Source organism: Bradyrhizobium sp. AZCC 1610 (assembly GCF_036924515.1).
Classification (GTDB): domain Bacteria; phylum Pseudomonadota; class Alphaproteobacteria; order Rhizobiales; family Xanthobacteraceae; genus Bradyrhizobium.
This window is the reverse complement of sequence record NZ_JAZHRR010000001.1, coordinates 3,979,569-3,991,983: the sequence shown is the minus strand read 5'-3', so window position 1 is coordinate 3,991,983 and position 12,415 is coordinate 3,979,569. Positions and strand designations below refer to the sequence as shown.

The 12,415-nt window shown below is 61.4% G+C and carries 16 protein-coding genes and 1 pseudogene; 16 read left to right on the top strand and 1 reads right to left on the bottom strand.

Going from position 1 to position 12,415, the window contains the following annotated elements; translation table 11 throughout:
- Window positions 1–15 precede the first annotated feature (15 nt).
- Window positions 16–807 (top strand): MOSC domain-containing protein, encoded by a 792-nt coding sequence (locus V1279_RS19850; RefSeq protein WP_334439102.1) that lies wholly within the window; start codon window positions 16–18, stop codon window positions 805–807.
- A gap of 183 nt (window positions 808–990) precedes the next feature.
- Here V1279_RS19850 and V1279_RS19845 read toward each other — a convergent pair.
- Window positions 991–2,215: pseudogene (locus V1279_RS19845) on the bottom strand (FAD-dependent oxidoreductase).
- A gap of 676 nt (window positions 2,216–2,891) precedes the next feature.
- Here V1279_RS19845 and rpsL point away from each other — a divergent pair.
- The 15 genes from rpsL to rpsQ all read left to right on the top strand — a co-directional run bounded on the left by rpsL (window position 2,892) and on the right by rpsQ (window position 12,335).
- A complete protein-coding gene (gene rpsL, locus V1279_RS19840; RefSeq protein ID WP_108518071.1) occupies window positions 2,892–3,263 on the top strand; it encodes a 30S ribosomal protein S12 in 372 nt (123 codons plus the stop codon).
- Window positions 3,264–3,278: 15 nt separating this feature from the next.
- A complete protein-coding gene (rpsG, locus tag V1279_RS19835) occupies window positions 3,279–3,749 on the top strand; it encodes a 30S ribosomal protein S7 (RefSeq protein ID WP_334439099.1) in 471 nt (156 codons plus the stop codon).
- A 29-nt stretch (window positions 3,750–3,778) separates the two neighbouring features.
- On the top strand, window positions 3,779–5,851 hold the full coding sequence (fusA, locus tag V1279_RS19830) for an elongation factor G (RefSeq protein ID WP_334439096.1): 2,073 nt from the start codon (window positions 3,779–3,781) through the stop codon (window positions 5,849–5,851).
- Between the two features lie 40 nt (window positions 5,852–5,891).
- Window positions 5,892–7,082 carry an elongation factor Tu gene (gene tuf, locus V1279_RS19825; protein WP_334439093.1) on the top strand — a complete coding sequence of 397 codons (1,191 nt, stop codon included), beginning with the start codon at window positions 5,892–5,894 and terminating at the stop codon, window positions 7,080–7,082.
- A gap of 89 nt (window positions 7,083–7,171) precedes the next feature.
- Window positions 7,172–7,480, top strand: a complete 309-nt coding sequence (gene rpsJ / locus V1279_RS19820) for a 30S ribosomal protein S10 (protein ID WP_002712302.1) — start codon at window positions 7,172–7,174, stop codon at window positions 7,478–7,480.
- 50 nt (window positions 7,481–7,530) lie between these two features.
- Window positions 7,531–8,250 (top strand): 50S ribosomal protein L3, encoded by a 720-nt coding sequence (gene rplC, locus V1279_RS19815; protein ID WP_334439090.1) that lies wholly within the window; start codon window positions 7,531–7,533, stop codon window positions 8,248–8,250.
- A 1-nt stretch (window position 8,251) separates the two neighbouring features.
- The gene (gene rplD / locus V1279_RS19810; RefSeq protein ID WP_334439088.1) at window positions 8,252–8,872 is read left to right on the top strand and encodes a 50S ribosomal protein L4; all 621 of its coding nucleotides are present in this window, start codon (window positions 8,252–8,254) and stop codon (window positions 8,870–8,872) included.
- Window positions 8,869–9,168, top strand: coding sequence for a 50S ribosomal protein L23 (locus V1279_RS19805; protein WP_108518085.1), 300 nt, complete (start codon window positions 8,869–8,871; stop codon window positions 9,166–9,168). The genes rplD and V1279_RS19805 overlap by 4 nt, the downstream gene beginning before the upstream one ends.
- Window positions 9,169–9,180: 12 nt before the next feature.
- The gene (gene rplB, locus V1279_RS19800) at window positions 9,181–10,014 is read left to right on the top strand and encodes a 50S ribosomal protein L2 (RefSeq protein ID WP_108518087.1); all 834 of its coding nucleotides are present in this window, start codon (window positions 9,181–9,183) and stop codon (window positions 10,012–10,014) included.
- Window positions 10,015–10,026: 12 nt separating this feature from the next.
- A complete protein-coding gene (gene rpsS / locus V1279_RS19795; RefSeq protein WP_108518089.1) occupies window positions 10,027–10,305 on the top strand; it encodes a 30S ribosomal protein S19 in 279 nt (92 codons plus the stop codon).
- Between the two features lie 10 nt (window positions 10,306–10,315).
- Window positions 10,316–10,702: a 50S ribosomal protein L22 gene (gene rplV / locus V1279_RS19790; protein ID WP_192733864.1), complete on the top strand. Its 387-nt coding sequence runs from the start codon at window positions 10,316–10,318 to the stop codon at window positions 10,700–10,702.
- Between the two features lie 17 nt (window positions 10,703–10,719).
- Window positions 10,720–11,418 (top strand): 30S ribosomal protein S3, encoded by a 699-nt coding sequence (rpsC, locus tag V1279_RS19785; RefSeq protein ID WP_108518094.1) that lies wholly within the window; start codon window positions 10,720–10,722, stop codon window positions 11,416–11,418.
- Between the two features lie 32 nt (window positions 11,419–11,450).
- Window positions 11,451–11,864, top strand: a complete 414-nt coding sequence (gene rplP / locus V1279_RS19780) for a 50S ribosomal protein L16 (protein WP_025588649.1) — start codon at window positions 11,451–11,453, stop codon at window positions 11,862–11,864.
- Between the two features lie 4 nt (window positions 11,865–11,868).
- Window positions 11,869–12,075: a 50S ribosomal protein L29 gene (gene rpmC / locus V1279_RS19775; protein WP_334439081.1), complete on the top strand. Its 207-nt coding sequence runs from the start codon at window positions 11,869–11,871 to the stop codon at window positions 12,073–12,075.
- 11 nt (window positions 12,076–12,086) lie between these two features.
- Window positions 12,087–12,335 (top strand): 30S ribosomal protein S17, encoded by a 249-nt coding sequence (gene rpsQ / locus V1279_RS19770; protein WP_334439079.1) that lies wholly within the window; start codon window positions 12,087–12,089, stop codon window positions 12,333–12,335.
- The last annotated feature ends 80 nt before the right edge of the window (window positions 12,336–12,415 follow it).

Genomic DNA, 12,415 nt, shown 5'->3' with positions numbered 1-12,415 from the left:
CAGGCGAGGGTTGTAGTGAAGGTTGTTGGACGACTTGAAAGCGTTTGGCGTTACCCGGTAAAGAGCATGCCGGGAGAATCCCTGCCCGAGGCCTATGTCAGCTTTGCCGGCGTGCTCGGCGATCGACTCTACGCTGTCCATCATGCGGGCGCGCCCAAGGCCTTTCCATTCCTCACCGCACGAAGCAGAAAGGAAATGCTGCGATTTCGCCCGAGGTTTCGCCGTCCTGAACTGACGCTTGTACCGGGCAACCTGACCGATGCAGAAACCCGCGGTCCTGGCCTGACACCGCTGTTTCCCTCTAGCGAAGATCTGGCGCTTGAGATCGAAGCGCCGAACGGAAAAACTCTGTCGGCGTCCGATCCGGCGCTGCTGGGTCTGATCGGAGGTGATCAGCTCAACGCTTCCGACCTGACCATCATACGCTCGGACCGCGCCGTAACGGACTGTCGCCCGCTTTCGTTGCTTGCAACCCAGACGATTGACGGAATTGGCCGCGCGGTGGGCTTGACGCTCGACAAGCGTCGCTTTCGCGAAAACCTCTATGTCGATCTCAATTCCGGTGAAAGCTTTGCCGAAGACGCATTCGTCGGCCGGCGACTGCGGATCGGTCCGAAACTGACGGTCCACATTCTGGAACGCGATATCCGTTGTCGCATGATCAGCATTGATCCGGAGTCGCTCGACGAGAATCCCGAGATTTTGCAGTATGTAGCAAAGAATCATGACGGGAGAGCCGGCGTCTACGCCGCTGTGCTGGTGGCGGGTCTGGTTCGCCCGGGTGACGATATCGTTCTTCAGGATTAGTCAGCCGGGACACGCAAGCGCTACAGGCGCAATAGTCGTATCATTCTTCCTGCAGCCCGTAGGGCGGATTGAGCCGAAGGCGTAATCCGCCGCCTTTTTCTCCGACGCAAGCGGGTCGAGCGCGGCTCTCAAGCGCAGTTGCTCGTGGGACGACCAGGGCGATACGCCGCACAACGCCGCCGCTCAGACCGACGACGACAATGAAGACGATGACGATGACGATGACGATGATGACGAGGAGTGAGCCCGGCGGTTTGCCCCTGCGCTGATTCCGTTTCGCATCCGCCGCAAGCAGTCTTCGCCGAACCACGCCAGGAAGCGCGCCCAGCGCTGCACACGACAGTATAGCCCGTTCTCGATCGTGACCTTGCGGAAGCTGACGGCTTTTGCCATCGACCAGGCATCGCAGGCCTGCTTGACCGGATCGTCGTAAAAGGAAGCGATCTTGTCAGCGTCCATGCCCTCGGTCGCAAGCCAGGCGGGGATATGGACATTGCAGAGCTGGCGACGTCGGTGAACACCTTGTCGGTACCGGTGCCGGTAACCGGGCAGGTGCCGCAAAGGCGTCGCCGACCAGAACGACGCCGGGTTGGCGGTAGCCGGTCGAGACGTAGAGATCGGCGGGCCTGATCTTGACGTCGCCGGCAACGCCGTATTCGCCGGTGATACGGCGCAGCCTCGGCAGCGCGGCGTTCATGGTCTCGACCGGCTTACGCCGCATCTCGCGCAGCCAGGGGTCGTCGACCTCGCGGTAGACGAAAAGGTTGGCCCGCATCCTGTTTCCGACAGGGAAGAGCGTCACATAGGCGACGCGCTCCCTTACCCGTTCCGAAAAATAGGTCAGGGCGGGAAATTCGAAGGCCGGGCGGCCGACCGGCACCATGTCGAATCCGATCGATACGGAATGGCTGACGCTGATGATCTGGCGCTCGATGCCGAGAGTGCGGCGCAGCCCGACACTGAGTCCGTTGGCCAGCACCACCAGCCGCGCCGAGATTATTTCACCGTCGGACAGCGTGAGCTTCTGCCGCTCCGCGCTGGTCGAGACATCGGTCACCTTGGCGTAGACGAGTTCGGCGGGAGGTGGGATTTCCGCCCGGACCGCGCCGATCAGCGCGTCGTACATGATGCCGTATTGGCGGCTCGGCTTCTTGTCGAGGAGGTAACCGAATCGCGCGATCCACTTTTCGCCGTCATGGGTGGCCGAGCGAACCACCGAATCGGCGATTCCGGTCTGGTAGAAGCGCCCGAACTGCTCGTCGCCGCTGATTTTTTCGACGCGGAAGTCGAATAGATAGACCGGATGCGGGTCGATCAGAACCGTCGGAATTCCCGCGCGTCCGAGCATGGCGGCCGCGGTCGAGCCGGCAAGGCAGCCGCCGATGATCGCGATGTCGGTGTATTTCATGGGCAATCCCGGCCTCGAAGCGCCAGTTTTGCGCCCCGAAGGGCAACAAAAGCTTAGTCGGGAAAAACTGGAACCGGTATTTAGTGTTTCCGGATATATTTATCCGGGTAGAATTATCGGCTGGCGCGACTCAAGAAGAGGGAGGGCATCGCTATTTCGGACTTGCCGAATTCACGCGAAGCACTGAATCCGCAGACGCCATAGGCATTTCCAGCGTTCTCGTTTCGCTTGACTTAGCTATCCACCGCTTATAGAAGACGGCCACTTAACGACAGGCGGTGAGCAACGCCAGCGTCGGAACGGAACACCCTTTCAAATCCTTACGGAAGTTTCCTAAAGGACTTGGACGGGCACCAACCTCGACGAATGCCGCTCAAACGCTGTCGATCATATTGCTAGGCAATGCCAGGACGATTTTAGTTCTCTTGAGCACGTCCTCTTGAGAGTGAACTCGGATGCATGACCTCGAAAGCAGGCCGGACAGCGACCGCTGATCGGCCCTTAATCGCGGTCCTCTGTGGCGTCGAAGCGCTTTCCACTCAGCAATGGGTGGTTGGCGCGATTTCGTTTTGCGTGGATGTTTTTCACGCAGGGCGGGCCGAACGGAACGGCTAGTTCCGAGAAGAATTTGCGAGGCCATTCGAGGTTTCGCGCGAACTAAAGGGTGAAGGCTGACATGCCGACGATCAACCAGCTGATCGCAAAACCGCGTGCGGTGCAGAAGTCACGCAAGAAGGTGCCGGCGCTGCAGCAGTCGCCGCAGAAGCGCGGCGTTTGCACGCGCGTCTACACCACGACCCCGAAGAAGCCGAACTCGGCGCTTCGCAAGGTCGCCAAGGTGCGCCTGACCAACGGCTTCGAAGTGATCGGCTACATCCCGGGTGAAGGCCATAACCTTCAGGAGCACTCGGTGGTCATGATCCGCGGCGGCCGCGTCAAGGACTTGCCCGGCGTGCGCTACCACATCCTCCGCGGCGTCCTCGATACTCAGGGCGTCAAGAACCGTAAGCAGCGTCGTTCGAAGTACGGCGCGAAGCGTCCGAAGTAATCAGGAACAGAATCGATGTCTCGTCGCCATTCTGCTGAAAAGCGTGAAGTGAACCCGGATCCGAAGTTCGGGAACATCATCATCACGAAGTTCATGAACTCGATCATGTACGACGGCAAGAAGTCCGCCGCCGAGAGCATCGTCTACGGCGCGCTCGCCATGATCGAAACCAAGACCAAGCAGGGCCCGCTGCCGGTTTTCGAGCAGGCGCTGGAAAACGTCATGCCGACCATCGAAGTACGTTCGCGTCGCGTCGGCGGCGCCACCTACCAGGTGCCGGTCGAAGTGCGTTCGGTTCGCCGTCAGGCGCTGGGCATTCGCTGGATCATCACGGCGGCGCGCGATCGCAACGAAAAGACGATGACGGAGCGGCTCTCGGCCGAGCTGCTCGACGCGTCGAACAACCGGGGAAACGCCGTCAAGAAGCGTGAAGACGTGCATCGGATGGCGGAAGCCAACCGTGCCTTCTCGCATTATCGCTGGTAACGGCGAAGAACGGATTTAAGGAACAGCCCATGCCCCGCGTTCATGCCATAGAGAACTACCGAAACTTCGGTATCATGGCGCATATCGATGCCGGCAAGACCACGACCACCGAGCGCATCCTCTATTACACCGGCAAGAGCCACAAGATCGGCGAAGTGCACGAAGGTGCCGCGACGATGGACTGGATGGAGCAGGAGCAGGAGCGCGGCATCACGATCACCTCGGCTGCGACCACCGCGTTCTGGAACGGCAAGCGCCTCAACATCATCGACACCCCCGGCCACGTCGACTTCACCATCGAAGTCGAGCGTTCGCTGCGCGTGCTCGACGGCGCCGTGTGCGTGCTCGATTCGAACCAGGGCGTTGAGCCGCAGACCGAAACCGTCTGGCGTCAGGGCGACAAGTACAAGGTTCCGCGCATCGTCTTCGCCAACAAGATGGATAAGACCGGCGCCGATTTCTATAAATGCATGCAGGATATTGTCGATCGCCTCGGCGCCAAGCCGATTGCGATCCAGCTTCCGATCGGCTCCGAGAATAATTTCAAGGGCCTGGTCGATCTCGTCCGCATGAAGGGCGTGATCTGGGAAGAAGAGAAGCTCGACGCCAAGTTCGTAGACATCGATATTCCCGAGGACATGCGCGAGAAGGCCAGGGAATATCGCGAGAAGCTGCTGGAAGCCGCCGTCGAACTCGACGACGAGGTTCTCGCCGCTTACCTCGACGGCAAGGAGCCCGATGAGGCGACCTTGAAGCGCATGATCCGCAAGGCCGTGCTGACAGGTGCGTTCTTCCCGGTGCTGTGCGGTTCGGCGTTCAAAAACAAGGGCGTGCAGCCTTTGCTCGACGCGGTCGTGGATTATCTGCCGTCGCCGGTCGACGTGCCCGCCATCAAGGGCCTCGATGAAGACGGCAACGAAGTCGTTCGCCTGCCGAACGACAAGGAGCCGCTGGCTCTGCTCGCATTCAAGATCATGGACGACCCGTTCGTCGGCACCATCACCTTCTGCCGTATCTATTCCGGCACGCTGATGTCGGGCACCGGCGTCATCAATTCGACGCGCGACCGCAAGGAGCGTATCGGCCGCATGCTGTTGATGCATGCCAACAATCGCGAAGACATCAAGGAAGCCTATGCCGGCGACATCGTAGCACTTGCCGGCCTGAAGGAAGCGCGCACCGGTGACACGCTGTGCGATCCCGACAAGGCGGTGATCCTGGAAAAGATGGAATTCCCGGAGCCGGTGATCGAAATCGCGATCGAGCCGAAGTCGAAGGCCGACCAGGAAAAGCTCGGCGTCGCGCTGGCGAAGCTTGCGGCGGAAGATCCGTCGTTCCGCGTGTCGACCGACCAGGAGTCCGGCCAGACCATTCTCAAGGGCATGGGCGAACTCCATCTCGACATCAAGGTCGACATCCTCCGGCGTACCTACAAGGTCGACGCCAACATCGGCGCGCCGCAGGTGGCGTTCCGCGAGCGGGTCACCAAGCGCGCTGAAGTCAAGTACACCCACAAGAAGCAGACCGGCGGTACCGGTCAGTTCGCCGAAGTGTCGATCATCGTCGAGCCGAACGAGCCCGGCAAGGGCTACGAGTTCGAGTCGAAGATCGTCGGCGGCGCGGTGCCGAAGGAATACATCCCCGGCGTCGAAAAGGGCCTCAACAGCGTGATGGGCTCGGGCGTCGTCGCCGGCTTCCCGGTGGTGGACGTCAAGGTCCAGCTGGTCGACGGCAAGTATCACGACGTCGATTCCTCGGCGCTGGCCTTCGAAATCGCATCGCGCGCGGCATTCCGCGAAGCGCTGCAGAAGGGCAAGTCCGTCCTGCTCGAGCCGATCATGAAGGTCGAGGTGGTGACCCCGGAAGACTATACCGGCTCCGTCATCGGCGACCTGAATTCGCGGCGCGGCCAGATCCAGGGCCAGGACATGCGCGGCAACGCCAACGTCATCAACGCGATGGTGCCGCTCATGAACATGTTCGGGTATGTGAATAATCTGCGCTCGATGAGCCAGGGACGCGCGACCTTTACGATGCAATTCGATCACTACGCTGAAGCGCCGGCGAACGTGTCGGCAGAAGTCCAGAAGAAGTTTGCCTGATTGTCGTTGGTTCAAAGCTAACGACTGAACGGAGAGTCAAATGGCCAAAGCAAAGTTTGAACGTACTAAACCGCACTGCAACATCGGAACCATCGGTCACGTCGATCATGGCAAGACCTCGCTGACCGCAGCGATCACCAAGGTGCTGGCTGAAACCGGCGGTGCGACGTTCACGGCGTACGACCAGATCGACAAGGCGCCGGAAGAGAAGGCGCGCGGCATCACGATCTCGACCGCCCACGTCGAATACGAAACCAAGAACCGGCATTACGCCCACGTCGACTGCCCGGGCCACGCCGACTACGTGAAGAACATGATCACCGGCGCCGCGCAGATGGACGGCGCGATCCTGGTGGTGTCGGCCGCCGACGGCCCGATGCCGCAAACCCGCGAGCACATCCTGCTGGCCAAGCAGGTCGGCGTTCCCGCGATGGTGGTGTTTCTGAACAAGTGCGACATGGTGGACGATCCGGAGCTGCTCGAGCTCGTCGAGCTGGAAGTCCGCGAGTTGCTGTCGAAGTACGATTTTCCGGGCGACAAGATCCCGATCATCAAGGGCTCGGCGCTGGCCGCTCTTGAAGACAAGGACAAGACGCTCGGCCATGACGCGGTCCTGGAGCTGATGGCGGCGGTGGACAGCTATATTCCGCAGCCGGAGCGTCCGATTGACCAGCCGTTCCTGATGCCGGTGGAAGACGTGTTCTCGATCTCGGGCCGCGGCACCGTGGTGACCGGCCGTGTCGAGCGCGGCATCGTCAAGGTCGGCGAGGAAATCGAAATCGTGGGACTCCGCGACACCCAGAAGACCATCGTCACCGGCGTCGAAATGTTCCGCAAGCTGCTCGATCAGGGCCAGGCCGGCGACAACATCGGTGCGCTGCTCCGCGGCACCAAGCGCGAGGAAGTCGAGCGTGGCCAGGTGCTGTGCAAGCCGGGTTCGGTCAAGCCGCACACCAAGTTCAAGGCCGAGGCCTACATCCTGACCAAGGAAGAGGGCGGTCGTCACACCCCGTTCTTCACCAACTACCGGCCCCAGTTCTACTTCCGTACCACCGACGTGACCGGCGTCGTGCATCTGCCCGAAGGCACCGAAATGGTGATGCCGGGCGACAACATCGCGATGGAAGTGCACCTGATCGTGCCGATCGCGATGGAAGAAAAGCTGCGCTTCGCGATCCGTGAAGGCGGCCGCACCGTCGGTGCCGGCGTCGTCGCAAGCATCATCGAGTAAAGAGAAAACGAAAAGCGAATAGCGAATGATTTCATTCGCTATTCGCCGCTCACTACTCGCATCAAGCGACGAAGAAAGAGACAACGGCAATGAACGGCCAAAATATTCGCATACGTCTCAAGGCGTTCGACCATCGTATCCTCGATACGTCGACCCGCGAGATCGTGAACACGGCGAAACGTACCGGTGCCCAGGTTCGCGGACCTATCCCGCTGCCCACCCGCATCGAGAAGTTCACCGTCAACCGTTCACCGCACGTCGACAAGAAGAGCCGCGAGCAATTCGAGATGCGCACCCACAAGCGCCTTCTCGACATCGTCGATCCGACCCCGCAGACCGTCGATGCTCTCATGAAGCTCGATCTGGCCGCCGGTGTCGACGTCGAGATCAAGCTCTAAATTTCAGGATCGTCCGAAGTTAGCGGACAGAAAGAACAGGAAGCACGCCGATGCGCTCCGGAGTGATCGCACAAAAGGTCGGGATGACGCGGGTCTTTACGGAGACCGGCGAACATATCCCTGTGACCGTGCTGAAGCTGGGCAATTGCCAGGTGCTGGGCCACCGCACGACCGAGAAGAACGGTTATGTCGCGCTGCAGCTCGGTTCGGGTACCCGCAAGACCGTCTATCTGCCGAAGGCAGAGCGCGGCCAGTTTGCGGTCGCCAAGGTCGAGCCCAAGCGGAAGGTCACCGAGTTCCGCGTGTCTGAGGACGCGCTGATCCCGGTTGGCGCCGAGATTCAGGCGGACCATTTCGTGGTCGGCCAGTTCGTCGACGTCACCGGCACCTCGGTCGGTAAGGGTTTTGCCGGCGGCATGAAGCGCTGGAATTTCGGCGGTCTGCGCGCCACCCACGGTGTGTCGGTTTCGCATCGTTCGATCGGTTCGACCGGCGGACGTCAGGATCCCGGCAAGACCTTCAAGAACAAGAAGATGCCCGGTCACATGGGTGTCGATCGCATCACCACGCTCAATCTGCGTGTGGTGCAGACCGACGTCGAGCGCGGCCTGATCCTCGTCGAAGGCGCCGTTCCCGGCTCCAAGGGCGGCTGGATCTCGGTGCGCGACGCCGTCAAGAAGCCGCTGCCGAAGGATGCTCCGAAACCCGGCAAGTTCAAGGTCGCCGGCGGTGAGCAGGCTCAGGCTCCGGCAGAGCAGGAGGGCGCGTGAGATGGAACTGAAAGTCACGACCCTTGAAGGCAAGGAAGCTGGTTCGGTCCAGCTCTCGGACGCGATCTTCGGCCTTGAGCCACGCGCCGACATCATCCAGCGTTGCGTGCAATGGCAGCTCAACAAGCGCCAGGCCGGAACGCACAAGACGCAGGGCCGCGCCGACGTCTGGCGCACCGGCAAGAAGATGTACAAGCAGAAGGGCACCGGCGGCGCCCGTCACGGCTCGGCCCGCGTGCCGCAGTTCCGCGGCGGTGGCCGTGCGTTCGGTCCGGTGGTTCGCTCGCACGCGACCGACCTGCCGAAGAAGGTGCGCGCGCTGGCGCTCAAGCATGCCCTGTCGGCGAAGGCCAAGGACGGCGGCCTGATCGTGATCGACAATGCGCAGATCAAGGACGCCAAGACCAAGGCGCTGGTCGGTCATTTCTCGGGTCTCGGCCTGACCAATGCGCTGATCATCGACGGCGCCGAGGTGCATGCCGGTTTCGCTACCGCTGCGCGCAACATTCCGAATATCGACGTGCTGCCGATCCAGGGCATCAACGTCTATGACATTCTGCGTCGTCATAAGCTTGTGCTGACGAAGGCGGCAGTCGATGCGCTGGAGGCGCGCTTCAAATGAAGAACATCGATCCGCGCCATTACGACGTGATCGTCGCTCCTGTCGTCACCGAAAAGGCGACGGTAGCGTCCGAGCACAACAAGGTGGTGTTCAGGGTCGCCAGCAAGGCGACCAAGCCGCAAATCAAGGAAGCCGTCGAGAAGCTGTTCGACGTCAAGGTGAAGCGCGTGAACACGCTGGTCCGCAAGGGCAAGACCAAGGTGTTCCGCGGCAATTTCGGTTCGCAGTCGGACGTGAAGCGGGCTGTCGTGACCCTCGAAGAGGGCCACCGCATCGACGTCACCACCGGACTATAAGGCGACACAGCGATGGCATTGAAAACATACAATCCGACGACGCCGGGCCAGCGCCAGCTGGTGATGGTCGACCGTTCGGCGCTCTACAAGGGCAAGCCGGTCAAGGCGCTGACCGAGGGCAAGATCAGCAATGGCGGCCGCAACAACACCGGCCGTATCACGGTGCGTTTCCGCGGCGGTGGCCACAAGAAGGCCTACCGCATGGTGGACTTCAAGCGGAACAAGGTCGACGTTCCCGCCGTCGTCGAGCGGCTGGAGTATGATCCGAACCGCACCGCGTTCATCGCGCTGATCAAGTATCAGGACGGCGAGCAGGCCTACATCCTGGCGCCGCAGCGTCTGGCTGCGGGCGACACCGTGGTTGCCGGCAACTATGTCGACGTGAAGCCCGGCAATGTCATGCCGATGGGCAACATGCCGGTCGGCACCATCATCCATAATATCGAGATGAAGATCGGGAAGGGCGGCCAGATCGCGCGTTCGGCCGGCACCTACGCCCAGATCGTCGGCCGCGACCAGGACTACGTCATTCTGCGGCTGAACTCGGGCGAGCAGCGCCTGGTGCACGGCCGTTGCCGCGGCACCATCGGTGCGGTGTCGAACCCCGATCACATGAACATCTCGATCGGCAAGGCCGGCCGTACCCGCTGGCTGGGCTGGCGTCCGCATAACCGCGGCGTCGTCATGAACCCGATCGACCATCCGCACGGCGGCGGCGAAGGCCGCACTTCGGGCGGCCGCCACCCGGTCACCCCGTGGGGCAAGCCGACCAAGGGCAAGAAGACCCGTTCGAACAAGTCGACCAATCGATTCATCCTCCTAAGCCGCCACAAGCGGAAGAAGTAAGGAACGCCGGACATGGTACGTTCAGTCTGGAAAGGCCCGTTCGTCGAAGCCTCTCTGCTCAAGAAGGCAGATGCTGCGCGCGCGTCGGGCCGTCACGACGTCATCAAGATCTGGAGCCGCCGCTCGACCATCCTGCCGCAATTCGTCGGCCTGGTTTTCGGCGTCTACAACGGCCAGAAGCATGTGCCGGTATCGATCAACGAGGAAATGGTGGGTCACAAGTTCGGCGAGTTCTCGCCGACCCGTACCTTCCATGGCCATTCTGGCGACAAGAAAGCCAAGAAGGCTTGAGGAATAGACGATGAGCAAACCAAAGCGCGAACGTGTCCTCGCGGACAACGAGGCCAAGGCAGTTGCCCGGATGCTGCGCGTCAGCCCGCAGAAGCTCAATCTTGTCGCGCAGCTGATCCGCGGCCGGAAGGCGTCTGCTGCGCTCGCCGACCTGCAGTTTTCGCGCAAGCGGATCGCGGTCGACGTCAAGAAGTGCCTGGAATCGGCGATCGCGAACGCCGAGAACAACCACGACCTCGAGGTCGACGATCTCGTCGTCGCCGAGGCGCATGTCGGCAACGGCATCGTGATGAAGCGTTTTTCACCGCGCGGCCGTGGCCGTTCGGGACGTATATATAAACCGTTCTCGCACCTGACCATCGTGGTTCGTCAGGTCGAGGCCGAGGCTGGCGCTTAAGGGCGCGGGAGAAAACGATGGGTCAAAAGATCAATCCAATCGGACTGCGTCTCGGCATCAACCGGACCTGGGATTCCCGTTGGTTCGCCGGCAAGAACGAGTACGGCAAGCTGTTGCATGAAGACGTCAAGATCCGCGAGATCCTGCACAAGGAGCTCAAGCAGGCGGCCGTCGCCCGCATCGTGATCGAGCGTCCGCACAAGAAGTGCCGCGTGACGATCCATTCGGCGCGTCCCGGCGTCGTGATCGGCAAGAAGGGCGCCGACATCGACAAGCTGCGCAAGCGGGTTGCCGACATCACGGCTTCCGACGTCGTCATCAACATCGTCGAAATCCGCAAGCCCGAACTCGACGCCACCCTGGTCGCCGAATCGATCGCCCAGCAGCTTGAGCGCCGCGTCGCATTCCGCCGCGCCATGAAGCGCGCGGTGCAGTCGGCGATGCGTCTTGGCGCCGAAGGCATCCGTATCAATTGCTCGGGCCGTCTCGGCGGCGCCGAAATCGCGCGCATGGAGTGGTACCGCGAGGGCCGCGTGCCATTGCACACGCTGCGCGCCGACGTCGATTACGGCGTGGCGACCGCGTTCACCACGTTCGGCACCTGCGGCGTCAAGGTCTGGATCTTCAAGGGCGAGATCCTCGAGCACGATCCGATGGCCCAGGACAAGAAGATGGCCGAAGGCGACACCGCACGTCCGCGCCGCGACGCAGCGTGAGACATCAGAAGAAGGTTTGAGGGCTTAAAGCCATGATGCAACCAAAGAAAACGAAGTTCCGGAAGGCGCATAAGGGCCGTATCCACGGCGTTGCGACTTCGGGTGCGACGTTGTCGTTCGGTCAATTCGGCCTGAAGGCGATGGCGCCCGAGCGCATCACCGCCCGCCAGATCGAAGCCGCGCGCCGCGCGCTGACCCGTCACATGAAGCGCGCCGGCCGCGTCTGGATCCGCGTGTTTCCCGACCTGCCGGTGTCGAAGAAGCCCGCCGAAGTCCGCATGGGCTCCGGCAAGGGTACGCCGGAATTGTGGGTGGCGCGGGTCAAGCCCGGCCGCGTGATTTTCGAGATCGACGGCGTCACGGTGCAGACCGCCAAGGAAGCGCTCTCGCTTGCCGCCGCCAAGCTGCCGATCAAGACGCGCTTCGTCGCGCGCATTGCGGAGTAACGTCATGGCCCCGATGAAAGTTGAAGACATCCGCGCGATGAGCGAAGACCAGAGGGAGGACGCCGTCCTCAATCTGAAGAAGGAACGTTTCAACCTGCGTTTCCAGCGCGCCACCGGGCAGCTGGAGAACACCTCGCGGCTGCGCGAAGCCCGCCGCGATATCGCCCGCATCAAGACCATCGCCGCGCAAACGCGCGCGAAGAAGAAGTAAGAGGCCTTATTATGCCGAAACGTACCCTTCAGGGCGTGGTCGTGAGCGACAAGCAAGCCAAGACGGTGGTGGTGCGCGTCGATCGCCGCTTCACCCATCCGATCTACAAGAAGACGATTCGCCGCTCCAAGAACTACCACGCGCACGACGAGAACAACGAGTTCAAGCCGGGCGACATGGTATGGATCGAGGAGAGCAAGCCGATCTCCAAGTTGAAGCACTGGACGGTGGTCCGGGGCGAGCAGAAGAAAACCGCCTGAGATTCATTCGGCCCGGCCGGACGAGTAATCAGGATAAATTTTAGGCGCTAATTCGAGCGCATCAGAAAGAGGACGAGGTG